Here is a 24,601-nt window from a genome sequence, read left to right as displayed (position 1 = left end):
TTCCGCGGCCGCCTCATACCAAGAAAAAAGGGAGTTTTCCAATGCGTTATTTGCCTATTGCCGCGGCTGTGCTCGCGGTCGTCACCCTCGTCGGTTGCGAAACCTTGAAGAACGCCGACACCGGCGGGCTCACCCAGGCGGGCGGTTCGGCCTTGAAGGCCGTGTCGCTGACCGATGCGGAAGTCACCGCGATGTCCGACCAGTCCTGCGCCGCCCTGGACCAGAAGAACCAGATCGCGCCCGCCAACAGCCGCTACACCACGCGCCTGAACCAGGTCATCAAGCAGATGCCCACCAGCGTGGGCGGCAAGACGGCCAACTACAAGGTCTACATGACCAAGGACGTGAATGCCTGGGCCATGGCCAATGGCTGCATCCGCGTCTACAGCGGTCTCATGGACCTGATGAATGACGATGAACTGCGCGGCGTGATCGGCCACGAGATCGGTCACGTGGCGCTGGGCCACTCCAAGTCGCGCATGCAGACCGTCTACGCCGCCTCGGCCGTGCGTGGACTGGCCGGCGCCGCTGGCGGCGTCGCTGCCCAGTTGTCGAAGTCGCAGGCAGGCGACCTGGGCGAGAAGTTCGTCAACGCGCAGTTCTCGCAAGCGAACGAAAGCGCGGCCGACAACTATTCCTTCGACCTGCTCACCGAGCGCAAGCTCGAGCGCAAGGGACTGGTCAGCGCCTTCGACAAGCTGGCGAAGCTCAGCGGTGGCGCTACCGGCAGCTCGATCATGAGTTCGCATCCGCCCTCGGCCGATCGCTCGGCGCGCATGCAAAAGCGTCTGGACGCAGCCAAGTAAGCAAGGCGCTACGCGTCTGTCATCGCTCGCAGCAGCAGCTCCTTCTGCGAGCGGATGCCGAGCCGGCGGAAGGCCCGGTACTGGTGCGTGCGAACGGTGGTCAGTTCGACGCCGATCTCGCGCGCCGCTTCCTTGGCGGTCTTGCCCGCCATCAGGTGCGCGATGACTTCGCGCTCGCGCAGGCTCAAGGTCAAGAGGCGCGAGGCGAAGGCAGGCGCCACCGCTTCCCGTGCGACCACCGCGCTGCGGCCGTGCGCCATCGTGGCGTCGGCCAGCAGCGTGGCGTGCATCTCGATCACCGCAAAGTCGCCATCGCCGAACTCGGGCTGCGCCAGGCTGCGATAGAAGCTCACCGCCACGCGCTGGCCGGTGGGCGTCAGCAGCAGCACCGAGGCGCGTTCGCGGATGCCGACATCGCCATAGCAGGCGGCGCGGTAGGCCGGGTCGGCCACTTCGTCGGCACGCTGATGGCCCAGCCACAACTGCGCGCGACGCGGCAGCTTGCGGGCCGCCAGCCAGGTCATGTTGGGGTCGAGCAGGTCGAAGCGCTGCGCCACATAGCGTTCGGCGGTGCGCTCGGCCGTGCTGCCGTAGCTGCTGGCGGCCGACACCGCCTCGATGCGGCCGGTGGCGTCGACCACGAACACGGTGCAGAAGGTCACGGGCATCACGCGGTGCATGGCCGCGAGGTAGCTCGTGGCCAGGTGCGGCGTGCCGATGCCGGCCAGCACATCGCCGACAACCGCAGCGGATAACGCGGCGTCGGTGTTGGGGTGGATGCGCCAGCGTCTCATGCGTCAAAAGGAAAGATCAGGGTAAATACCTCGTACGAAGTTATGACAGTGAGGGCCGTGGCGCATCGGGACAATCCCGTTGCATGACGAACCCCACCGTTGCCGCCGTCGCCGATGCCGCGAGCGGCCCCGTGCCGCCGCCGCTGCACGCCACCGAACTGCCGCCTTCGGTCGGCGCCTTCCACTACACGCGCTACAAGCCCTGGACGCCGCCGCTCGAAGAAGGCGGCATCGAGCCCGGCCGCCATCCGGTCGTGATCGCCGGCGGCGGGCCAGTGGGCATGGCGCTCGCGCTGGGGCTGGCCAACCACGGCGTGCGCTGCGTGATCCTCGAAGCCGACGACACGGTGTGCGTGGGCAGCCGCGCCGCCTGCATTTCGCGCCGCAGCCTCGAAATCATGGCGCGGCTCGGCGTGCTGCCGGCCTTCAGGGCCAAGGGCCTGCCGTGGACCGGCGGGCGCAGCTTCTACAAGACAGCCGAGGTGTTCCGCTTCGAGATGCCGCACGACGCACAGCAAAAACTGCCGCCGATGATCAACCTGGAGCAGTACTACGCCGAGCACTACCTGCTGGAAGAAATCTTCCGCCGCAACGAGGCGACGCCGGGGCTCATCGACATCCGCTGGGGCACCGAGCTGACCGGCCTTGTGCAAGGCGATGACGGCGTGACGCTGGCCGTGCGCAATGCCGAAGGCAGCTACAGCCTGCACGGCCAGTGGCTTGCGGCCTGCGACGGCGGCCAGAGCTTCGTGCGCAAGGCGCTGGGGCTCACGCTCGAAGGCACGGGCTACGAAGGCCGCTACGTGATCATCGACATCGAGCTGCACAGCGACCATCCGACCGAGCGCCGTGCGTGGTTCGACCCGCCGTGGAACCCGGGCTCCACCGTGCTGATGCACCGCCAGCCCGACGACATCTGGCGCATCGACTACCAGTTGCGCCCCGGCCAGAGCACCGAAGAAGCGCTGCAGCCGTCCGCCGTGGCCGAGTTCGTGCAGCGCCATCTCGACGCCATCGGCGAAGGCCATCTGCCGTGGAAGACAGTGTGGACCTCGGTGTACCGCGCCGGCGCGATGACGCTGGCCAGCTACCGCCACGGCCGCGTCGTGTTCGCGGGCAATGCGGCGCATGCGATGCCGATCTTCGGCGTGCGCGGGCTCAACTCGGGCTTCGACGATGCGGACAACCTTGCGTGGAAGCTGGCGCTGGTGGCGCGCGGTGTGTCGGATGCGGCGTTGCTCGATTCGTACTCGCAGGAGCGCATCGCGGCCTTCCATGTGAATGCCGAGAACGCGATGCGCAGCACCGAGTTCATGTCGCCGCCGTCGCGCGGCTTCGACCTGCTGCGCGAGGCGGCGCTGTCGCTGTCCGAGGCGCACCGCGGTATCGCGCAACTGATCAATCCGCGCCAGACGCAGGCGGTGCGCTATGCGGAATCTGCCCTGTCGAGTGAAGGCGATGCGTTGCCGGCCGGGCCGCTGCCGGGCGAGGTGATGGCGGATCAGCCACTGGCGCAAGGCCATCTCACCGACTGGATCGCGCCGGTCTTCACGCTGCTGGTGCTGCGGTCTGATGTGGTCTCGCTGCCCGCCGCCGACATCGAACGGGCGCAGCAGGGCGCGTTGCCGTTTGCGGTTCGCAGCATCGCGAGCCTGGGCGTCGACGGTGCCGATGCGCAGGCGTCCGCTGCCGTCTTCGCTGCGCTCGGCGCCAGCGATGGCGCGGTGTACCTGTTGCGCCCCGACGGCCACGTGGCCGCGCGTTGGCATCGCCTGCCGGCAGGTGCCTTGCAACTGGCGCTGGCACGCGCCGCCGCCGCTTCACAGGAGTTTTCTGCATGACGCCCCCCACATCGCTCAACCCCGACGCCCGCGACCGCCTGTACGCCGAGTGCGCACGCGCCATCAGCGAAGCGGGCGCCGAGCGCGAATCGCTGTTCCTCGCGCGGCTCGCGCTGCTGCTGTTCGAGCAGGTCGGCGACGAGGCGCGCTGCCGCGATGTGCTGGCCGACGCACTGCGCGCGCTGCCCGTACCATCGCTGTCCGCTTCCTGATTTTTTCGAATTACAAACGACTGGAGACTGATCCATGGATCGCCGCACCCTTCTGGCCACGCTCGCTTCCGGCGCCGCAGTGGCCGCCACGCCCTTCGCCCATGCGCAGGACTACCCCGCACAGCTCATCAAGTGGGTCGTGCCGTATCCCGCGGGCGGTGGTACCGACGTGATTGCGCGTGTGCTGGCCGAATCCATGCGCCAGACGCTGGGCCAGCAGATCGTGGTCGACAACCGCCCCGGCGCTTCGACCAACATCGGCGCCGACATCGTGGCCAAGAGCAAGCCAGACGGCTACACGATTCTCTCGGCCGACAACGCGGTGCTGGCCTTCAATGAGCACCTGTTCAGCAAGCTGCCGTTCAACCCCGAAAAGGACTTCACCTACATCGGTGCCATCGGCAAGTTCCCGCTCGCGCTGGTGGTGCATCCGGAGTTCCCGGCGAAGAACTTCAAGGAGTTCCTGGCCTACGTGAAGGCCAACCCGGGCAAGGTCAACTACGCCTCGCCGGGCAACGGTTCGCCGCACCATCTGGCGATGGAAATGTTCAAGGTCCGCACGGGTACCTTCATCACCCACATTCCGTACCGCGGCGCGGCGCCCGCCATGGCCGATGTGATGGGCGGGCAGGTGCCCTGCATGTTCCTGGACCTGGCTTCGGGCCTGTCGATCATGCAGAGCAACAAGGTGCGCGTGCTGGCCATCGGTTCGGGTGCGCGCAGCAAGCTGCTGCCCAACGTACCGACGCTGGCCGAAGTGGGCGTGCCCAACACCGAGGTGTTCGCGTTCCAGGGCATCCTCGGCCCGGCCGGGCTGTCGCCCACTGTGGTGAACAAGCTCAATGGCGATTTGAACAAGGCCTTCAGCACGCCGACCGTGCAAAAACGCTTCGAGGACTTCGGCATGGAAGCGATGCCCGGCACGCCGGCGCAATTCGCGGCGCTGTCGCGCGCCGAGTCGAGGCGCTGGGGCCCGATCATCAAGCAGGCCGGCATCAAGCTGGACTGATGCTCCCGGCGAGGCGTTCGCCTTACCGGGTGAACGCCTTTCTGGAGCCGTCCTCGAAGACTTCGTCGTCGCGCTGCAGCTCGCCGTTTTCGTCCCAGGCGCGCTCGCGTGTCACGCGGCCCTTGGCGTCGAAGCTGGACTCGGCCAGCAACTGGCCTTTTTCGCTGAAGCGCTGATGCGTGCCGGTGGGCACCTGCCGGCCGCGACTGGCAACCTGGTAGCTGCCCTGCGCGGCGCGCTGGCCGTTGTCGTGGAACTCCGTGACTTCCACCGTGCGCGTGTCGCCGCTGCCGCTGTACACCGCCTTGCTGCTCGGCTGGCCGTTCAGGTAGTAGCTGTCGTCGACCACCGGCTCGCCCGAAGTGTTCCAGCGCTGGTCGCGCACCAGCGTGCCTTTTTCGGAGAAGGCCTGCTCGCGCTGGCGGATCGTGGTGCGCTCGACCACCAGGTACACCGTCTCGCGGCGCTTGATGCCCTCCGACGAATAGTTCTGCTCGGTGCGCTGGGTGCCGACGGTTTCGTCGAGCAGCGCGGTCTTTCCGTTGTCGTAGAAATTCTGCGTGCGCACCCGCTTGCCTGCCAGGTACGACAGCCGCGAGCGCAGCGTGCCGCGCGTGTCGAACAGCTCGACCTGCGACGGGTTGCCGGTGAAGCCGCACAGCTTGGCGTCGTCGACCACGGGCGCCAGCGCCGGCGCGTCGGCACAGCGCAGGGCCGACATCTGTCCGCGTTCGGTGAATTCGACCGACGCACGTTCGCTGCCTGTGTCCGGGTAGAAGATCGCGCGCCGCAGCTGGCCGCTGGGGTAGAAGCTGCGAGCGAGTCCGCGCTCCTGGCCGTCGTCGTAAGTGGCGTCGCGCAGGACGCGGCCGGTGGGCGAGAACTCGCGGGCGCGGCCCTGCATGTTGCCCTTGGCGTTGAGCGTGTGCTCCTTGGCGAGCTTGCCCTTGTCGTACAGGCGCACCAGGCCCATGGACACGCCGTTCTGCACCTGCTCTTCGCGCTGCAGCTCGCCGCTTGCGCGGTCCTTGCAGCGCAGCAGGCCGGTCTTGCCGGCGAGGCTGGCGCCGTTGTTGGGGTTGATGCTGCGGCCGTTGAGGTCGCAGTCCTGCTGCGCATGAACCGCCGTGGCACCGAGCAGGGGAACGAGCGCGGCCAAGCCGATCCGGAGCAGGCGCGGAAGAGCGGCAAAGACAGGCATGGCGCGAACTACCTTCCCATTTCAGCGGCCAGCAGCTTGACGCCGCGGATCATCATCTCGACCGAGACGGCCACCAGGATCAGGCCCATCAACCGCTCGAAGGCCTGCACCAGCCGTTCGCCCACCAGCCGCTGGATGCGTTCGGCCAGCACCAGCACCACGGCGCACACCGCCATGGTGACGCTGAGCGCCGCCACCCATTCAAGGCGCCGCTCGGGCGCCTGCGACACCAGCAGCATCACCGTGGCCAGTGCCGAAGGGCCGGCCAGCGCGGGCACGGCCAGTGGCACGATCAGCGGTTCTTCGGCCGGCATGGCCGTGGGCGCGGGGCCGTGTTCGGGCGGGAAGATCATGCGCAGCGCGATCAGGAACATCACGACGCCGCCCGCGATCTGCAGCGACAGGCCCGACAGGCCCATCACCCGCAGGAAGCTGTCGCCCACGAACATGAAGCCCAGCAGCAGTGCGAAGGCGATCAGCACTTCGCGCACGATCACCCGGGTGCGGCGCTCGGGCGCCACGCCCTTCAGTGCATTGGCAAAGATCGGGATGTTGCCCAGCGGATCGGTGATCAGCAGCAACAGAACCGTGGCCGATGCGAAGGTGTAGCTCATGCGGGTCCCCACGCTCGGCACTTCGTGTCCTCGCTGCCCCCCGAGGGGGCCGCGAGCCTGCTTGGGGCGGCCCGGCGCTGGCTCACTTGTCGTAAAGCGTATCGAGCGACCGGAAGCCCTTGACCTCGATCGGGTTGCCGAAGGGGTCGCTGAAGAACATCGTCCACTGCTCGCCGGGTTGGCCCTCGAAGCGCACCTGGGGCTTCAGCACGAAATCGGTGTCGGCGGCTTCGAGGCGCTGGGCCAGCGCCTTCCAGTCGGGCAGGGCCAGCGCGAGGCCGAAATGCGGCATCGGCACCATCACGTCGCCGACGCGGCCGGTGCGTGTGGTGGCGAAGGGCTCGCCCAGGTGAAGGGAGATCTGGTGGCCGAAAAAGTCGAAATCGACCCAGGTGTCGGTGCTGCGGCCTTCGGCGCAACCCAGGACGTCGCCATAGAAACGACGGGCACCGTCGAGATCGCGAACGTGGAAGGCAAGATGGAAGATGCTCTGCATGGTTTCGGATTATGGGCAGCGGTGCTGTGAGAATGCCGGACTTTCTTTCATCGTGGAGCAAGCCTTGCGGATACTCCGAAGCCTCGTCGCGCGGATGCGCGGCATCGATTTCGCGGCGCCGATGCGCCTCGTTCAAAACCTTCCGCGCCTGCCACGCCAGATCCTGGCCGGCGCCTGCTGCGTCTTTACTTTCGCGGCGCATGCCGCCTGCCCGCCCTCGGCCATCGCCAGCCTCGAAAAGCCCGGTGTCGCCCTGCGCAACGGCATCGACCGCGGGATGCTGTGGCGCATCGAAAAAGACGGCCGTACCTCCTGGTTGTACGGAACCATCCATATCGGGCGTGGCGACTGGGTGCGCCCCGGCCCGACCATCCAGAAGGCGCTGACGCAGAGCGACACGCTCGCGCTGGAGCTGGACTCGCGCGACGAGGCCACGGCCAAGACCATGTCCCAGCCGGCCGATCCGGCGCTGGTGGCACGCGTGCTCAGCGGCGAGCGTGCGCGCAGGCTGGAACGTCAGAACAGCGAGGCCTGCGTGCCGCCGGGCGCATTGTCGAAACTGTCGCCGATCCTGCAGGTGACGGCGCTGGCCGGGCTGGTGGCGCGTGCCGACGGGCTGTACCCGGAATTCGGCGTCGACGAAACGCTGGCGGTGTCCGCACGCAACAGCAACAAGCCGATCGTCGCGCTCGAAAGTGCGGCCGAGCAGCTGAAGGTGCTGACCGGCGAGTCCGAAGCCGAAGAGGCCGAGCAGGTCGACGCGGCGCTCGACGAACTCGAATCGGGCAAGCTGCGCGGACAGATGAAGGAACTGGCCGATGTCTGGGCGCGCAGCGACGCGGCCAAGCTCGCCCGCTACGCCGACTGGTGCGACTGCCTGAACACGCCGGCCGAGCAACGCCTGGTGAAGCGCCTGCTGGACGACCGCAACCCCGGATTGGCCGACGGCATCGAGCGGCTGCACGGGGGTGGCAAGAGCGTGTTCGCCGCCGTCGGTGCGCTGCACATGATCGGCCCGCAGGGGCTGCCCACGCTGATGGCGGCGCGCGGCTTCACCGTGACACCGGTGCTGACCGACGCGCAGGCGCAGACGGCGCAGCCGATGCCGGCGCTCGCGGCGCCGTCGCCGGGTCCGAGGGCCACGCGCGGCGGCAAGGCCGTCAAGGGCCAGCGCGGCCAGAAGGGCGCGCCGGCTGCCAAGGGCGCCAAAGGCGGCAAATCGGTGAAGGGCGTGCCGACCCAGAAAGCTCAGAAGGGCGCTTCGAAGGCGTCGGCCAAGGCCGCGCCGCGCGGCGGCGCCCCGGCCGCCAAGGCCAAAGTGCGCAGATAATCGCGACCGCCATGCACGCGCTGCGCCACCCCACCCGCCTCCTCGGCCAGATCGGCCGCTGGGTGCTGTTGTGGTTCGTGCTGTCGCTGGGCGTGGCGGTGGCGTCGCCATTGGTGCACCCGCAGGCCATGGAGCTGGTGTGCGCCGGCGCGGGTTCCATCAAGGTGGTGGTGCACACCGAAGACGGCGCGCAGGAAATGGGCGCCTCGCACATGGACTGCCCGCTGTGCGTGCTGACCGGCGCACCGCCGCCGGTCGTGGCCGTGGCCACTTTCGATCTTCCCTTGCCGCTGGGCCGTGTGGTCCAGCCGATTCCCGCCGCGCGCCTTGCTGCGGCCACCGCTGCGCCGCTGCCGGCGCGCGGGCCCCCGACCTTCTCCTGAAGCTATCAAAACCGTAGCCGCATGCGACCCACCGACGGGCGTTTGCGGCCCGTCTGGCTTGAAGTTCGTGGAGCAGGTTTCCCGTGAAAAAACATTCCCGCGCCTTGGCGATCGCCTTGGCATTTCCCCTGGGCGCGCCCGCGTTGGCGCAGCAGCAGGCCGCCGATGCGCCTGAAGGCGGTGGCAGCGGCCGCGCCCTGAGCACCGTCACCGTGAGCGGTGGCCGGCCGACTTCGCTGCCGGCGCAGATCCCGACCACCATCGAAGGCGTCACGCACGAGCAGATCGTGGAGACCGTCAACGCCACCGACAGCGAGGACGCGCTCAAGTACCTGCCCAGCCTGGTCGTGCGCAAGCGCTACATCGGCGACTTCAACCATGCGGTGCTCGCCACCCGTGCCTCGGGCACGGGCAACAGCGCGCGCTCGATGGTCTATGCCGACGGCATCATGCTGTCGAACCCGCTGGGCAACGGCGCCACCTACGCGCCGCGCTGGGGCATGGTGTCGCCGGAAGAAATCGAGCGGGTCGACGTGCTTTACGGGCCGTTCTCGGCCGCGTACCCGGGCAACTCGGTGGGCGCGGTGGTCGACTATGTGACGCGCATGCCCACGCAGTTCGAGGCGCACGTCAAGCTCAGCGGCTTCGCGTCGAACTTCGATCTTTACAACAGCCATTCGTCGCCGGCCGGCCAGCAGCTCGACCTGTCGCTGGGCAGCCGCAGCGGCGACTGGTCGTGGTGGCTCAGCGCCTCGCGCACCCAGAGCAAGGGGCAGGCGCTGGTGTTCGGCAACCGCCTCGTGAGCGCCGGCACGGTTGGCAGTGCCGGCACGCCGGTGACGGGCGCGGTGCTCGGGCTGAATCCGTCGAACCAGCCGTGGTGGCTGGTGGGCGGCGCCACCCTCTACGACACCACACAGGAGCAGGCCAAGCTCAAGGTGGCCTATGACTTCTCGCCGACCGTGCGCGCCACCTACACGCTGGGCGCCTGGAACAACACCACGCACGGCAGCGTCGACACCTACCTGCGCAACGCCTTCGGTCAGCCGGTGTACGGCGGGCTGGTGAACATCGGCGGGCGCAGCTACAACCTCGACACGCCCAGCGCCGCGCTGGCGCCGACCGAGACCGCGCTCACGCACTACATGCACGGCCTCTCGGTGAAGAGCCACACGGGCGGCGTGTTCGACTGGGAAGTGGCCGCGAGCCTGTTCGACTATGCAAGCGACACCTCGCGCACGCCGACCTCGCCGTTGCCCGCCGCCTTCAACGGCGGGCCGGGCCGCACCACCGACATGGGCGGCTCGGGCTGGAACACCTTCAAGGCGGCCGGCACCTGGCGGCCCACCGGTTCGGCGGAAGGCGTGGGCGCGCACGTGGTCGACTTCGGCTTCCAGCAGGACACGGCGCGGCTGCGCACCAGCGTCGGCAACACGCTCGACTGGATCGGCGGCCCGGCGGTGTCGCCGTTCTCGGCCTTCAACGGCAACACGCGGCTGCAGTCGCTCTATGTGCAGGACACCTGGCGCTTTGCCTCCGACTGGAAGACCACGCTGGGCCTGCGCCACGAGCGCTGGGAAGCCGACGGCGGCCAGCTCGGCAACGCGACCTCGCTGCTGAACTTCGCGACGCGCAAGAACAGCTACGACTCGCCGAAGGCGGCCATCGCCTGGCAGGCCACGCCGGCCTGGCTCTTCAAGGCCTCGACCGGCCGCGCAGTGCGCATGCCGACGGTGAGCGAGCTATACCAGGGGTCGATCAGCGGCAACCAGATCGTCAACACCAACCCGAACCTGCGCCCGGAGCGCTCGTGGACCACCGAGCTGAGCGCCGAGCGCGACCTCAAGGGCTGGGGGCTCGACGGCGTGCTGCGCACCACGCTGTTCTTCGAGAACACGAAGGACGCGCTCTACACCCAGGCGCTGACCAACCTGGTGAGCACGGTGCAGAACGTTGACGCGATCCGCACGCGCGGGCTCGAAGTGGCGCTGAATGCGGTCGACGTCGGCATCCAGGGGCTTGACCTGAGCGGCAGCCTCACGCTCGCCAACTCGAAGATCACCGCCAACAGCGGCTTTCCGGCGAGCGTCGGCCAGCAGCAGCCGCGCGTGCCCAAGGTGCGCGCCGCGCTGCTCGCCACCTACCGGCCCGATGCCCACTGGAGCTACACCGTCGGCGCGCGCTACAGCGGCAAGCAATACGGCACGCTCGACAACAGCGACCCCAACGGCGCCGCGTACATGGGCTTCTCGAAGTTCTTCGTGGTCGACGCGCGCATACGCTACCGGATCGATCGGCAGTGGAGCGCGGCCGTGGGCATCGACAACCTGAACAACAACAAGTACTGGGCCTTCCACCCGTACCCGCAACGCACCTACGTGGCCGAACTCAAGTTCGACCTCTGACTTTTTCCTTCATTCATCCGATTCTTCAAGGAGCCTCCCATGACCTCTTCGCGCATCGCTCTCAAAACCGTAGCGGCATACGCAATGCTGACGGGCGTTACGGCCGTATTTGCCCATGTCACGCTGCCGCCGGGCGGCGCTACGGTCGGCAGCGACTACAACGCCGCCTTCCGCGTCGGCCACGCCTGCGAAGGCGCCAAGGCCACCACCGGGCTGGCCGTGCGCCTGCCCAAGGGCTTCGTGCTGAGCGACGCCCAGGAACGCAAGGGCTGGAAGCTTGACGTGCAAAAGGGCAAGGGCGACGGCGAAGTGCGCTGGACCGCCGAGACGGCGCAGAACGCACTGCCCGGCAGCGAGCGCGCCGAGTTCGTGCTGCGCGGCAAGGTGCCGGGCACGCCGGGCCCGCTGTGGTTCAAGGTGCTGCAGACCTGCGACGTGGGCAGTGTCGACTGGGCCGAGGTGCCGGCCTCCGGCAGCTCGACCGCCGGCCTGAAGAGCCCGGCCGCCAAGGTCGAGGTGGTGGCGCAGGGCGTGGCCACGGTCGACGTGCGCGACGGCTGGGTGCGCCAGTCGGTGCCCGGCCAGAGCGGCACCGGCGCCTTCATGAAGCTGACCGCGCCCACCGGCACGAAGCTGGTCAGCATCTCGACACCGGCGGCCGGCGTGGCCGAGGTGCATGAGATGAAGATGGAAGGCGACACCATGAAGATGCGCGAGCTGACCGGCGGGCTCGACCTGCCCGCGGGCCAGACCGTCGAGCTCAAGCCCGGCGGCTATCACGTGATGATGATGGACCTGAAGGGCGCGCTGGCGAAGGGCGCGACCGTGCCGATGACGCTGAAGTTCGAGGACGCGAAGGGCGTGAAGACCGCGCTGGACGTGACGCTGCCGGTGGGCACGCCCGAAGGCGCCGATGCGGCCGGCTCGGCGCATCAGCACAAGCACTGAGCGCGGTCAAAGCAACTGGTCTGGCGCCAGCGGGCCGAAGAGCTTGAGCATCAACCGCAGGCCGGCACCGGTGTCCGGCTCGGTGGTCGTGTCCTGCAGGCCGCTGCCTTCGGGCGCACGCCAGATCAGCGAGCCCTTCACCAGCTCGACGTGCCAGGCCCGCTCGCGCAGGCCGCGCTCGATCTGCTCCGACGCCAGCTTGGAAAGTTCGTCGCTGCGGATCAGCAGCGCGATCTCGGTGTTCTGCAGTTGCGAGCGCAAATCGAGGTTCATCGAGCCGACCACCAGCAGCCGGCCGTCGAGCACCAGCACCTTGGAATGCAGCATCGCGCGCGATTCGCCCGTGGCGTTGCTGCCGCCGCCGCTGGAGCCGCCGAAGACGGTGCCGAAGCTGGCCTGCTCGCTGCGCAGTTCGTAGAGTTCGAGGCCCATCTTCAGCAACTCCTCGCGGTGGCGCGCGTAGCCGACATGGGCGGCCGGCGCGTCGTTCGAGGCCAGCGAGTTGGTCAGCACCCGGATGCGCACGCCCTTGGCGCGGGCGGCGGCGAAGGCCTGGGTCATGTCCCGGCCCGGCACGAAGTAGGGCGAGATGATCAACAGGTCGCTGCGCGCCTGGCCGATGAGTTGCAGCAGGCCTTCGACCACGGTGTCGCCGTTGGCAGCAAGGGTCGATGCGGTTGTCAGCGCCGCCGCCCCGCGTGATGCGCTGGCCTTGTCCTCTGGACGGCTGACGACGAGGCCGGGGGCCTTTGCTGCTTCGGGGCCCGAGTCGGCCGCGATCTTGCCGGGCTTGTCGGCCAGCATCACGGCGGGCGCCCAGACGAATCGGGCGGTGCGCAGGTCGAGCGCCTTTTCGTCCCATGCGCGCGAACGTTGTGCCGCGGTGGGCGGCATGTCTGGCGATGGCTCGCCACCCGGTTGCGCGGTCGTTCCTTCGGAGGCCTGCAGCCGTGCGGCTTCGTCGGCCAGTTCCTGGTCGGCCTTCTTCGCGCGCTCGCGGATTTCCTGCAGTTCCTCGCGCGTGACCAGCGACTGCACCGGGTAGGCGCGCTCGTTGTTCCAGTAGCTGTCGAAGCTGCGCGAGAGGTCTTGGACGATCGGGCCGGCCGCCAGCACGTCCACGTCGATGAAGTTGCCGGTGGTGGCGTTGCCGAAGTAGGCATCGCCCAGGTTGCGGCCGCCCGCGACCCCGAGCACGTTGTCGGCCAGGAACAGCTTGTTGTGCATGCGCTGCTGGATGCGCGAGGCATCGCCGATCGAATTGAAGAGGCGGCTGAAGGTGGAGTCGCGCGATCCCGCCAGCGGATTGAACAGCCGCATCTCGATGTTCGGGATAAAGGCCAGGCCGAGCACCAGCGCGTCGCGGCCAGTGCTGTGGAAGTCGTCGAGCAGCACGCGCACGCGCACGCCGCGCTCGGCCGCGGTCCGCAGGCTGCGCACCAGCCGGCCGGTGCTGGCGTCGGCGTGGATGGCGTAGTACTGCAGGTCGAGCGTCTTCTGGGCGTTCTCGATCAGCGCGAGCCGGCTGCCGTAGGCGGCTTGCGGGCCGCCGAGCAGCAGGAAGCCGGATTCGTAGCGCGCCTTGTCGGCTTGCCGGCGCTCCTGGACCAGCGTGGCCAGGGCGGTGCCGTCGGGCGAGGCCAGCGCGGTGGTCACCGGGCGGTCGACGTTCTGCGGCAATTGCGCGCACGCGCCCAGGACGGCGATGGCAAGAAGAGCAGCGGTACGACGCAAGAACGCGTGAAGTGAGGAGGGCATGCAGCTTTCCCGGGGCTTGGAGGGATGAGCCGCATGTATAGCCTAGTCGGCGCCCGCCGCGCGTCGGACGGGCGGACGACCGGGGGGGGCGTTAACGCGCGGTGCTCAGTTCTTCCTGCCGTTCGAGGGCGGCGAGCAGCTCGTCGTCGATCTTGGCGTGGCGTTCGGCCAGTTCGGTGGCGCGCGAGGCGTCACTGGCGTAGATGGCGCCGCCGTCGAGCGCGAGCATTTCGGCGATGCGCTTCTGCTCGGTTTCGAGGGCCTCGATCTGGGCGGGGAGGGCATCCACTTCGCGCTGCTCCTTGTATGAGAGCTTCTTGCGGGGCGTGGTCGCACGGGCGGCGGGTTCGGCGCTTGCCGCTGCGGGCGCGGGGGCCGGTGCTGCGGCCGGCGCGGCGGCCTGGCGCTGTTCGGCGATCTCGCGGGCGCGCTTGGACTGGATCAGCCAGTCCTGCACGCTGCCTTCGTACTCGCGCCAGTGGCCGTTGCCCTCGAAGGCGATGGTGCTGGTGACGACGTTGTCGAGGAAGGTCCGGTCGTGGCTCACGAGGAACACGGTGCCGTCGTAGTCCTGCAGCAGGCTTTCGAGCAGTTCCAGCGTGTCGATGTCCAGGTCGTTGGTGGGTTCGTCCAGCACCAGCACGTTGGCGGGGCGGGCGAACAGGCGGGCCAGCAGCAGTCGGTTGCGTTCACCGCCGCTGAGAGAGCGCACAGGAGAGTTGGCGCGCGCGGGGGAGAACAGGAAGTCGGACAGGTAGCTCTTGACGTGCTTGCGCTGGCTGCCGATCTCGATCCACTCGCTGCCGGGGCTGATGAAGTCTTCCAGCGTGGCGTCGAGGTCGAGCTTGTCGCGCATCTGGTCGAAATACGCCACCTGCAGGTTGGTGCCGCGGCGGATCTTGCCGCTGTCGGGTTCGAGCTCGCCCAGGATCAACTTGAGCAGCGTGGTCTTGCCCGCGCCATTGGGGCCGAGCAGGCCGATCTTGTCGCCGCGCAGGATGGTGCCGCTGAAGTTGCGGATGACGGTCTTCTCGCCGAAGGACTTGGTGGCCTCGGTGAGTTCGGCCACGATCTTGCCGCTGGACTGGCCGGAAGCCACGTCCATGTTGACGCTGCCTTGCACCTCGCGGCGGGAGACGCGGCTGGCGCGCAGCTCTTGCAGGCGCGTGATGCGACTCTGGCTGCGGGTGCGGCGGGCTTCGACGCCCTTGCGGATCCAGATTTCTTCCTGGGCGAGCAGCTTGTCGGCCTTGGCGCTGATGACGGCTTCCTGGGCGAGCTGCTCTTCCTTCTGTAATAAGTACTGCTCGAAATTGCCGGGGTAGGAATTCAGCTTGCCCCGGTCCAGCTCCACGATGCGGGTGGCGACGCGGTTCAGGAAGCTGCGGTCATGGGTGATGGTGACGACGCTGCCCTTGAAGTCGATCAGCAGCTGTTCGAGCCACTCGATGGAGTCCAGGTCCAGGTGATTGGTGGGTTCGTCCAATAGAAGGACGTCCGGCGCAGCCACGAGGGCCTGGGCCAGGGCGACGCGTTTGCGGGTGCCGCCAGAGAGAGAGCCGACACGGGCGTTGCGGTCGAGGTGGAGGCGATGCAGCGTTTCTTCTACGCGCTGCTCCCAGTTCCAGGCGTCGAAGGCTTCGATCTGGGACTGGAGGGCGTCGAGGTCCAGGCCATCCGCACCAGACAGATAGAGATCACGGATGGCGATGACCGGGCCCAGGCCCTGGCTGGCTGCGGTGAAGACGTCCGCATCCATATCAAGCACCGGCTCCTGGGCCACATAGGCCACCCGGAGGTTCTGCTGCAGTTGGAGGGTGCCATCGTCTGTCTTTTCCAGCCCGCCCAGTATCTTGAGCATGGACGACTTGCCAGCGCCATTGCGGCCGATCAGGCCGATGCGTTCCGATTCAAGGAGAGAGAAGTCCGCATGGTCGAGCAGCGGGACGTGACCGAACGCGAGTTGTGCGTCGAGGAGTGTGATGAGTGCCATGTGGCACGGATTATCGGAGGGGGCACAAGACAGAGATAAGCAAGGGGAAGGCGTGTGCTTCTATATAAGGAGGTCTTGAAGACGATTCTGTTGAGAGGAGTCTTGCGTGGCCCGAAAACTGGCATATACTCGTGGGCTCAGCTGATATCGCCGCAAGGTGTTTCTGGTGGTTCAAGTCTCTTCGGAGCGAGCTGTCAGGCGGTTGAGAAAAGAGTCTGCGAAAGTTGACGCTGCTTGAAAAAACAGTGCATAATCGAAGGCTCCGCTGAAACAGCTTCAGCGTCTCGCGATGAAGATTGCGGGATGCTAAAAGAAGATGAAGAAAGCGAAAATAGTTTGATAAGACTTTAAAAGTCGTGTTAGACTAGAAGGCTCCGCTGAAACAGCTTCAGCGTCTCGCAGCGAAGGTTGCGGGGTGCTAAAAAGAAGATGCTGAAAGCGAAAAAAGTTTGACGGTACTTAAAAAACCGTGATAGACTACAAGGCTTCGCTGATCACAGCAAGCAAGACGAAGAAGACGAAAGTTTGCTTCGGGTTCGTTAAAAATTTACAGCCGATAAGCGTGGGCGTTTGAAGGTAATTGCGTAAGTTCTTCGGAACAAGTCGCAAGACTTAAAAACGCTCATGAGAATAGAAGTGAAGTTCACTTTAATTTCTTTTTTTATGAGTTTTGCTTGACCGCGAGGTCAGGCGCAAAAATCAAGATCGAACTATAGAGTTTGATCCTGGCTCAGATTGAACGCTGGCGGCATGCCTTACACATGCAAGTCGAACGGCAGCGCGGGAGCAATCCTGGCGGCGAGTGGCGAACGGGTGAGTAATACATCGGAACGTGCCCAATCGTGGGGGATAACGCAGCGAAAGCTGTGCTAATACCGCATAAGATCTACGGATGAAAGCAGGGGATCGCAAGACCTTGCGCGAATGGAGCGGCCGATGGCAGATTAGGTAGTTGGTGAGGTAAAGGCTCACCAAGCCTTCGATCTGTAGCTGGTCTGAGAGGACGACCAGCCACACTGGGACTGAGACACGGCCCAGACTCCTGCGGGAGGCAGCAGTGGGGAATTTTGGACAATGGGCGAAAGCCTGATCCAGCCATGCCGCGTGCAGGATGAAGGCCTTCGGGTTGTAAACTGCTTTTGTACGGAACGAAACGGTCTTTTCTAATAAAGAAGGCTAATGACGGTACCGTAAGAATAAGCACCGGCTAACTACGTGCCAGCAGCCGCGGTAATACGTAGGGTGCAAGCGTTAATCGGAATTACTGGGCGTAAAGCGTGCGCAGGCGGTTATATAAGACAGTTGTGAAATCCCCGGGCTCAACCTGGGAACTGCATCTGTGACTGTATAGCTAGAGTACGGTAGAGGGGGATGGAATTCCGCGTGTAGCAGTGAAATGCGTAGATATGCGGAGGAACACCGATGGCGAAGGCAATCCCCTGGACCTGTACTGACGCTCATGCACGAAAGCGTGGGGAGCAAACAGGATTAGATACCCTGGTAGTCCACGCCCTAAACGATGTCAACTGGTTGTTGGGTCTTCACTGACTCAGTAACGAAGCTAACGCGTGAAGTTGACCGCCTGGGGAGTACGGCCGCAAGGTTGAAACTCAAAGGAATTGACGGGGACCCGCACAAGCGGTGGATGATGTGGTTTAATTCGATGCAACGCGAAAAACCTTACCCACCTTTGACATGTACGGAATTCGCCAGAGATGGCTTAGTGCTCGAAAGAGAACCGTAACACAGGTGCTGCATGGCTGTCGTCAGCTCGTGTCGTGAGATGTTGGGTTAAGTCCCGCAACGAGCGCAACCCTTGTCATTAGTTGCTACATTTAGTTGGGCACTCTAATGAGACTGCCGGTGACAAACCGGAGGAAGGTGGGGATGACGTCAAGTCCTCATGGCCCTTATAGGTGGGGCTACACACGTCATACAATGGCTGGTACAAAGGGTTGCCAACCCGCGAGGGGGAGCTAATCCCATAAAACCAGTCGTAGTCCGGATCGCAGTCTGCAACTCGACTGCGTGAAGTCGGAATCGCTAGTAATCGTGGATCAGAATGTCACGGTGAATACGTTCCCGGGTCTTGTACACACCGCCCGTCACACCATGGGAGCGGGTTCTGCCAGAAGTAGTTAGCTTAACCGCAAGGAGGGCGATTACCACGGCAGGGTTCGTGACTGGGGTGAAGTCGTAACAAGGTAGCCGTATCGGAAGGTGCGGCTGGATCACCTCCTTTCTGGAAACAAGCAATTTAATTTAAACGCCCACACTTATCGGTTGTTGGAAGAAGTCGAAATCTTCATTGATTCTCGATTGGGTCTGTAGCTCAGCTGGTTAGAGCACCGTCTTGATAAGGCGGGGGTCGTTGGTTCGAGCCCAACTAGACCCACCAAATCTTCTGATTTCTCGTGTGAGAGTTTTGGGGGATTAGCTCAGCTGGGAGAGCACCTGCTTTGCAAGCAGGGGGTCGTCGGTTCGATCCCGTCATCCTCCACCAATAATTCGATACTTATACTCAACACCAAAGCAGCTTCCTGCGAAAGCAAGAGGCTTCTTTGTTGTTGATCAGGATCTCTTGATCAATCGGCTGTTCTTTAAAAATTCATAGAGTTAAATCAGCGTTGCTGATGGAAACTGCACATTCGTAAAGGTTTAGTGCAGACCGTGCCATCAGCAACATAGAATTTTTGATTGCGTCAAAAGAAACTTCAATTTCGAGTCAAATCGAATTTTGAATGTAACGGCATAACGCGTCAGGTGAAAGACCTGACATATTCCTTGAAATGATTTTGTAGTTTCGCAAGAAACGTCAAAGTTATAGGGTCAAGTGAATAAGAGCACGTGGTGGATGCCTTGGCAATGATAGGCGACGAAGGACGTGATAGCCTGCGATAAGCTTCGGGGAGCTGGCAAATTAGCTTTGATCCGGAGATTTCCGAATGGGGAAACCCACCGAAAGGTATCGCATAGTGAATACATAGCTATGCGAGGCGAACCGGGTGAACTGAAACATCTCAGTAGCTCGAGGAAAAGACATCAACCGAGATTCCGAAAGTAGTGGCGAGCGAAATCGGAAAAGCCTGTTAGTGATAGCACAAGACATAACGGAACAGCTTGGAAAGGCTGGCCATAGCGGGTGATAGCCCCGTACGTGAAATGACCTGTGTGGTACTAAGTTAACGACAAGTAGGGCGGGACACGAGAAATCCTGTCTGAACATGGGGGGACCATCCTCCAAGGCTAAATACTCATCATTGACCGATAGTGAACTAGTACCGTGAGGGAAAGGCGAAAAGAACCCCGGGAGGGGAGTGAAATAGATCCTGAAACCGCGTGCTTACAAAAAGTAGGAGCCTCGTAAGGGGTGACTGCGTACCTTTTGTATAATGGGTCAGCGACTTACATTCAGTGGCAAGGTTAACCGAATAGGGAAGCCGTAGAGAAATCGAGTCCGAATAGGGCGATCAGTCGCTGGGTGTAGACCCGAAACCAAGTGATCTATCCATGGCCAGGATGAAGGTGCCGTAACAGGTACTGGAGGTCCGAACCGACTAGTGTTGCAAAACTAGCGGATGAGCTGTGGATAGGGGTGAAAGGCTAAACAAACTTGGAAATAGCTGGTTCTCTCCGAAAACTATTTAGGTAGTGCCTCAAGTATTACCATCGGGGGTAGAGCACTGTTTTGGCTAGGGGGTCATGGCGACTTACCAAACCAAGGCAAACTCCGAATACCGATGAGTACAGCTTGGGAGACAGAGCACCGGGTGCTAACGTCCGGACTCAAGAGGGAAACAACCCAGACCGCCAGCTAAGGTCCCTAAAATTGGCTAAGTGGGAAACGAAGTGGGAAGGCTAAAACAGTCAGGATGTTGGCTTAGAAGCAGCCATCATTTAAAGAAAGCGTAATAGCTCACTGATCGAGTCGTCCTGCGCGGAAGATGTAACGGGGCTAAGCCAGTTACCGAAGCTGCGGATTTGCAATTTATTGCAAGTGGTAGGAGAGCGTTCTGTAAGCCTGTGAAGGTGCGTTGTAAAGCGTGCTGGAGGTATCAGAAGTGCGAATGCTGACATGAGTAGCGTTAAAGGGGGTGAAAAGCCCCCTCGCCGTAAGCGCAAGGTTTTCTACGCAACGTTCATCGGCGTAGAGTGAGTCGGCCCCTAAGGCGAGGCAGAGATGCGTAGCTGATGGGAAACAGGTCAATATTCCTGTACCGTTATATAGTGCGATGTGGGGACGGATCTTAATAGGTCATCCAGTTATTGGATTATTCTGGTTTAGTTGGATGTAGGCGTGCACTAGGCAAATCCGGTGCACATATACCGAGGCCAACGATCGAGCGGACTTGTCCGTGAAGTGACTGAACGAGGTTCCAGGAAAAGCCACTAAGCTTCAGCTATATACGACCGTACCGCAAACCGACACTGGTGCGCGAGATGAGTATTCTAAGGCGCTTGAGAGAACTCAGGAGAAGGAACTCGGCAAATTGACACCGTAACTTCGGAAGAAGGTGTGCCCTATTAGTGTGTAGTGAACAACGAAGCATGAATGGGTTGCAAAAAATCGGTGGCTGCGACTGTTTATTAAAAACACAGCACTCTGCAAACACGAAAGTGGACGTATAGGGTGTGACGCCTGCCCGGTGCTGGAAGATTAAATGATGGGGTGCAAGCTCTTGATTGAAGTCCCAGTAAACGGCGGCCGTAACTATAACGGTCCTAAGGTAGCGAAATTCCTTGTCGGGTAAGTTCCGACCTGCACGAATGGCGTAACGATGGCCACACTGTCTCCTCCTGAGACTCAGCGAAGTTGAAATGTTTGTGATGATGCAATCTCCCCGCGGAAAGACGGAAAGACCCCATGAACCTTTACTGTAGCTTTGTATTGGACTTTGAACAGATCTGTGTAGGATAGGTGGGAGGCTTTGAAGCAGGGTCGCTAGATCTTGTGGAGCCAACGTTGAAATACCACCCTGGTGTGTTTGAGGTTCTAACCTAGGTCCATTATCTGGATCGGGGACAGTGCATGGTAGGCAGTTTGACTGGGGCGGTCTCCTCCCAAAGCGTAACGGAGGAGTTCGAAGGTACGCTAGTTACGGTCGGACATCGTGACGATAGTGCAATGGCATAAGCGTGCTTAACTGCGAGACTGACAAGTCGAGCAGATGCGAAAGCAGGACATAGTGATCCGGTGGTTCTGTATGGAAGGGCCATCGCTCAACGGATAAAAGGTACTCTGGGGATAACAGGCTGATACCGCCCAAGAGTTCATATCGACGGCGGTGTTTGGCACCTCGATGTCGGCTCATCTCATCCTGGGGCTGTAGCCGGTCCCAAGGGTATGGCTGTTCGCCATTTAAAGAGGTACGTGAGCTGGGTTTAAAACGTCGTGAGACAGTTTGGTCCCTATCTTCCGTGGGCGCTGCAGATTTGAGGAAGCCTGCTCCTAGTACGAGAGGACCGGAGTGGACACACCTCTGGTGTATCGGTTGTCACGCCAGTGGCATTGCCGAGTAGCTAAGTGTGGAAGAGATAACCGCTGAAAGCATCTAAGCGGGAAACTCGTTTCAAGATGAGATCTGCCGGGGCCTTGAGCCCCCTAAAGAGTCGTTCAAGACCAGGACGTTGATAGGTCAGGTGTGGAAGCGCAGTAATGCGTTAAGCTAACTGATACTAATTGCTCGTGAGGCTTGACCCTATAACTTTGATCAATCTGATCAAGGTGTTATGCCAAGTTGACGCATTCAAAATAATTCGCCAAAAGCTGATCCAAACTCTATGAATTCGTTTGATTGATCGTGTGATCAATCAAACAACCCTTTATGCCTGATGACCATAGCGACGTGGTACCACTCCTTCCCATCCCGAACAGGACAGTGAAACGCGTCAGCGCCGATGATAGTGCGGGTTCCCGTGTGAAAGTAGGTCATCGTCAGGCTCTTACAGCCCAGAAATCCCCAGTCAGCAATGACTGGGGATTTTTGCATTGGGGAAAACAAAAACAAAAGCGCCTCATCCAAAGATCCAGCGCTTTTAACGGCCAAAACACCCCAAAGACCCGGAAACTCAGAGATTGCGGAGAACCAATCCGGCCAGGGCCGCAGATCCGCCGGCAAGCAACTCGCCAAGAATGTCGTTGGTCAATTGATCCAACTCGACATCTTCAAAGAAGCGTAAGCGAATGACCTCAAGATATGGCGTACTTCGCAGCCAAGTAGCCCAATCCTCGGTAGTGATGGATTGCACCTCCAGCAGCTTGAACTTCATCAGCACCTTGATGGCGTGACGCGCATGCTTCACTGGATCGCGTTGCAGACCATCCAGGCAGCGCCGCGCGATGGACAAGGCCTTGCCGACATCGTCAAAAACAGCGCCATGCCCCGGAATCACCTGCTTCGGCTTCAACGCCTCGATCAAATCGAAGGTCGCAGCCATCTCCCCGAACGACGGCTCACCAGCCAGCTCGGGAAATGCGATGCCAAAACCGCTCTCCCACAGCGCATCCGCTGAAATCAACGTGCGTGACGCCGCATCGAACAAGATGATCGAATGAGGATCATGGCCAGGCGCGGCATGCACCTGCCAGGGCCTGTCCCCGAGCATGTGTTCCGTCCCCGGCTGCAGCAGTCCGGTGAATCGAAATCGAGGACAACTTTGGCCTGTCGCAAGAAAGCTGAGACCCTGCTCATCCCAACTTTCCACCAATGCGGCTTCGCCAGGCGGAATGCTTGTTTGAACGAATGGGTACTGCTGTTGTAGCGCCGCATTGCCACCGCAGTGATCGCTGTGAAGATGCGTATTCAGAATGCGATCGAGTGGCCGCACCCCGAGTGTTGAATCGACCAGCGCCAATGTCTGATCGGCGTGCGTGACATAGCCTGTGTCGACGATCGCTGTTTCGTCGATGCCAACAAACAGGATGTTGTTGGAGGACAGCCACCCCCGTTCGAACACAACGACATTCGCCGGCAGCCCGGCGCTCGCCGAGGTGTGCTGACTCATTCAGGCGCCCGTGTTGGAGCGAAGCTCGCGCCGCAGGATCTTCCCCACATTGGTCTTCGGCAGCGAATCCCGAAACTCGATGTGCTTGGGGCGTTTGTAGCCGGTGAGCTGCGCATGGCAATACTGGAGCACGGCTTCTTCCGTCAGCGCCGGGTCCTTGCGGACCACGAAAACCTTGATGGCTTCGCCTTGCTTCTCATCGGCCACGCCGATAGCCGCGCACTCGACAACCCCCGGGCACAGCGAAATCACGTTCTCCAACTCGTTCGGAAACACGTTGAAGCCGCTTACAAGAATCATGTCTTTCTTGCGGTCGACGATGCGGCTGTAGCCGTCCTCTTGCATCACGGCGATGTCGCCGGTGCGCATGAAACCGTCGGGGGTGAACGCCGCCGCGGTCTCTGCAGGCTGGTTGTAGTAGCCCGTCATCACGTTGGGCCCCTTGATGCAAAGCTCGCCACGTTCGCCAAGAGGTAGCGAATTTCCGTCATCGTCCTTGATTGCGATCTCAATGCTCGGCAACGGCAATCCGATGGTGCCGGTGAACTCTGTGTTCGACACCGGGTTGTTGGTCCCGATCGCGCAGGTTTCGCTCATTCCCCAGCCTTCGATCATCGGGCAGCCGGTGGCCTCGAACCATCTGCGCGCCGTGCCTTCCGACGCAGCCATGCCGCCCGCCTGCGAAACGAAGAGCGTCGAGAAATCAATCGACTTGAAATCCGGATGCATCAGCAGCGCATTGAAGAGCGTGTTCACCGCTGGCAGCATATGGAACGGACGCTTCTTCAGCACCGCGATGAACTTGTTGAAGTCGCGCGGATTCGGGATCAGCGTCATGTGCGAGCCCTGGCGGATCACCAGCAGGCACAGCGTCAGCGCGAAGATGTGATACAGCGGCAGTGCCGCGATGCTGTTGACCTTGGCCAGGTCTCCGGCGCGCGCCAGCGCCGGCGTGAACCAGGCTTCGGCCTGCAGGGTCGCTGCCACGATGTTGCGATGCGTCAGCACCGCGCCCTTCGACAAGCCGGTCGTGCCACCCGTGTACTGCAGGAACGCGACCGAATCGAGCGTGCTCTGATCGGGCCCCAGCGTACGACCGCGCCCTTCGGCAATGACTTGCGTGAATGGGGTGACCGTGCGGCCATCGGTAAGCGGCAGCTTGTAGGGCGGCACGATCTTCGCCAGATGCCGCACAGCCAATGTGATCCACGCACCGTACAAACCGCCCAGCAGGTCGCCCATCGAAGTCATGACCACATGCTTCACAGGCGTGCGCTCGATGACCTGCTCGAGCGTTGCCGCGAAGTTTTCAAGGATGACGATGGCCGTCGCTCCGGAGTCCTTGAGCTGATGCTCCAGCTCGCGCGCGGTGTAGAGCGGGTTGACGTTCACGCAGGTGTAGCCCGCACGCAGCACGCCGCACATGGTGACCGCGAACTGGGGAATGTTGGGCAGCATGATCGCCACGCGTGCGCCGGGCTCAAGCCCTAGCGACTGCAGCCAGGCGCCCATTGCCTTCGACAGTGCATCGAGCTCGCCGTAAGACATCCAGCGTTCCATGCATACCGAGAAAGGGCGGTCTTTGTAGCGGCCGAAGGCCTCCTCGAACATGTGGGGCAAGGACCGGTACTGCTCGGGATGAATCTCGTGCGGTACGCCGGCCGGATAGTTCTGTCGCGCGGATGTCTGCATGCAAGCTCCTTTGGCGCGGATTGTGGAAGGCATAGTGCCTTCGCCGCCAGCGGGCTTGTCCTAGGGGCAGGCGTGCGGTGTCGCGCGCGCGATAGCCGCGCGGCGATTGGCTGC

The 24,601-nt window shown here is 62.8% G+C and carries 16 protein-coding genes, 2 tRNA genes and 3 rRNA genes; 13 read left to right on the top strand and 8 right to left on the bottom strand.

The window, feature by feature from the left end; translation table 11 throughout:
- The first annotated feature begins 41 nt into the window (after positions 1-41).
- A complete protein-coding gene (locus H7F35_RS08500) occupies positions 42-806 on the top strand; it encodes a M48 family metalloprotease (protein WP_187112473.1) in 765 nt (254 codons plus the stop codon).
- A gap of 8 nt (positions 807-814) precedes the next feature.
- Here the strand turns inward: H7F35_RS08500 and H7F35_RS08495 are convergent, their stop codons facing one another.
- Positions 815-1,600, bottom strand: coding sequence for a helix-turn-helix transcriptional regulator (locus H7F35_RS08495; RefSeq protein WP_187112472.1), 786 nt, complete (start codon positions 1,598-1,600; stop codon positions 815-817).
- A gap of 83 nt (positions 1,601-1,683) precedes the next feature.
- Between H7F35_RS08495 and H7F35_RS08490 the strand changes: the two genes are divergently transcribed.
- The 3 genes from H7F35_RS08490 to H7F35_RS08480 are packed head-to-tail and all read left to right on the top strand — an operon-like array spanning position 1,684 to position 4,662.
- Positions 1,684-3,441: an FAD-dependent monooxygenase gene (locus H7F35_RS08490; protein ID WP_187112471.1), complete on the top strand. Its 1,758-nt coding sequence runs from the start codon at positions 1,684-1,686 to the stop codon at positions 3,439-3,441.
- Complete coding sequence (locus H7F35_RS08485) at positions 3,438-3,653, top strand: hypothetical protein (RefSeq protein ID WP_187112470.1); 216 nt, start codon at positions 3,438-3,440, stop codon at positions 3,651-3,653. The genes H7F35_RS08490 and H7F35_RS08485 overlap by 4 nt, the downstream gene beginning before the upstream one ends.
- Positions 3,654-3,687: 34 nt before the next feature.
- A complete protein-coding gene (locus H7F35_RS08480) occupies positions 3,688-4,662 on the top strand; it encodes a Bug family tripartite tricarboxylate transporter substrate binding protein (protein WP_187112469.1) in 975 nt (324 codons plus the stop codon).
- A 22-nt stretch (positions 4,663-4,684) separates the two neighbouring features.
- Here H7F35_RS08480 and H7F35_RS08475 read toward each other — a convergent pair whose 3' ends face one another.
- From H7F35_RS08475 to H7F35_RS08465, 3 genes are all read right to left on the bottom strand, one after another.
- Positions 4,685-5,863, bottom strand: coding sequence for a toxin-antitoxin system YwqK family antitoxin (locus H7F35_RS08475; protein ID WP_187112468.1), 1,179 nt, complete (start codon positions 5,861-5,863; stop codon positions 4,685-4,687).
- Positions 5,864-5,871: 8 nt separating this feature from the next.
- Positions 5,872-6,477 (bottom strand): MarC family protein, encoded by a 606-nt coding sequence (locus H7F35_RS08470; protein WP_187112467.1) that lies wholly within the window; start codon positions 6,475-6,477, stop codon positions 5,872-5,874.
- Positions 6,478-6,559: 82 nt separating this feature from the next.
- On the bottom strand, positions 6,560-6,973 hold the full coding sequence (locus H7F35_RS08465) for a VOC family protein (RefSeq protein WP_187112466.1): 414 nt from the start codon (positions 6,971-6,973) through the stop codon (positions 6,560-6,562).
- Positions 6,974-7,094: 121 nt separating this feature from the next.
- On the opposite strand from H7F35_RS08465, the gene H7F35_RS08460 reads away from it, so the two are divergent.
- The 4 genes from H7F35_RS08460 to H7F35_RS35030 all read left to right on the top strand — a co-directional run bounded on the left by H7F35_RS08460 (position 7,095) and on the right by H7F35_RS35030 (position 12,039).
- On the top strand, positions 7,095-8,303 hold the full coding sequence (locus H7F35_RS08460) for a TraB/GumN family protein (protein WP_261803567.1): 1,209 nt from the start codon (positions 7,095-7,097) through the stop codon (positions 8,301-8,303).
- Positions 8,304-8,314: 11 nt separating this feature from the next.
- Positions 8,315-8,686 carry a DUF2946 family protein gene (locus H7F35_RS08455; protein WP_187112465.1) on the top strand — a complete coding sequence of 124 codons (372 nt, stop codon included), beginning with the start codon at positions 8,315-8,317 and terminating at the stop codon, positions 8,684-8,686.
- 83 nt (positions 8,687-8,769) lie between these two features.
- Complete coding sequence (locus H7F35_RS08450) at positions 8,770-11,091, top strand: TonB-dependent receptor (protein WP_187112464.1); 2,322 nt, start codon at positions 8,770-8,772, stop codon at positions 11,089-11,091.
- A gap of 39 nt (positions 11,092-11,130) precedes the next feature.
- Positions 11,131-12,039 (top strand): copper chaperone PCu(A)C, encoded by a 909-nt coding sequence (locus H7F35_RS35030; RefSeq protein ID WP_187112463.1) that lies wholly within the window; start codon positions 11,131-11,133, stop codon positions 12,037-12,039.
- 6 nt (positions 12,040-12,045) lie between these two features.
- On the opposite strand, the gene H7F35_RS08440 is transcribed toward H7F35_RS35030, so the two are convergent.
- Entirely contained in the window at positions 12,046-13,797 is a 1,752-nt protein-coding gene (locus H7F35_RS08440) for a phospholipase D family protein (RefSeq protein ID WP_187112462.1), read from the bottom strand.
- Between the two features lie 91 nt (positions 13,798-13,888).
- The gene (locus tag H7F35_RS08435) at positions 13,889-15,790 is read right to left on the bottom strand and encodes an ATP-binding cassette domain-containing protein (protein WP_187112461.1); all 1,902 of its coding nucleotides are present in this window, start codon (positions 15,788-15,790) and stop codon (positions 13,889-13,891) included.
- Positions 15,791-16,497: 707 nt separating this feature from the next.
- Here H7F35_RS08435 and H7F35_RS08430 point away from each other — a divergent pair.
- From H7F35_RS08430 to rrf, 5 genes are all read left to right on the top strand, one after another.
- Positions 16,498-18,032 (top strand): 16S ribosomal RNA (locus tag H7F35_RS08430).
- Between the two features lie 79 nt (positions 18,033-18,111).
- A tRNA-Ile gene (locus tag H7F35_RS08425) sits at positions 18,112-18,188 on the top strand.
- A gap of 29 nt (positions 18,189-18,217) precedes the next feature.
- Positions 18,218-18,293: transfer RNA gene (locus tag H7F35_RS08420), tRNA-Ala, on the top strand.
- A 324-nt stretch (positions 18,294-18,617) separates the two neighbouring features.
- Positions 18,618-21,491: ribosomal RNA gene (locus H7F35_RS08415) — 23S ribosomal RNA — on the top strand.
- Between the two features lie 127 nt (positions 21,492-21,618).
- Positions 21,619-21,731, top strand: a 5S ribosomal RNA gene (gene rrf / locus H7F35_RS08410).
- The 16S, 23S and 5S rRNA genes sit together here with 2 tRNA genes alongside, the layout of an rRNA operon.
- Positions 21,732-21,859: 128 nt before the next feature.
- On the opposite strand, the gene H7F35_RS08405 is transcribed toward rrf, so the two are convergent.
- The gene (locus H7F35_RS08405) at positions 21,860-22,795 is read right to left on the bottom strand and encodes an MBL fold metallo-hydrolase (protein ID WP_187112460.1); all 936 of its coding nucleotides are present in this window, start codon (positions 22,793-22,795) and stop codon (positions 21,860-21,862) included.
- Positions 22,796-24,487, bottom strand: a complete 1,692-nt coding sequence (locus H7F35_RS08400; RefSeq protein WP_187112459.1) for an AMP-binding protein — start codon at positions 24,485-24,487, stop codon at positions 22,796-22,798.
- Between the last annotated feature and the right edge of the window lie 114 nt (positions 24,488-24,601).

Source organism: Variovorax sp. PAMC26660 (assembly GCF_014302995.1).
Lineage (GTDB): Bacteria > Pseudomonadota > Gammaproteobacteria > Burkholderiales > Burkholderiaceae_C > Variovorax.
The sequence above is the reverse complement of the archived record's forward strand: the minus strand, read 5'-3'. Positions and strand labels throughout refer to the sequence as shown.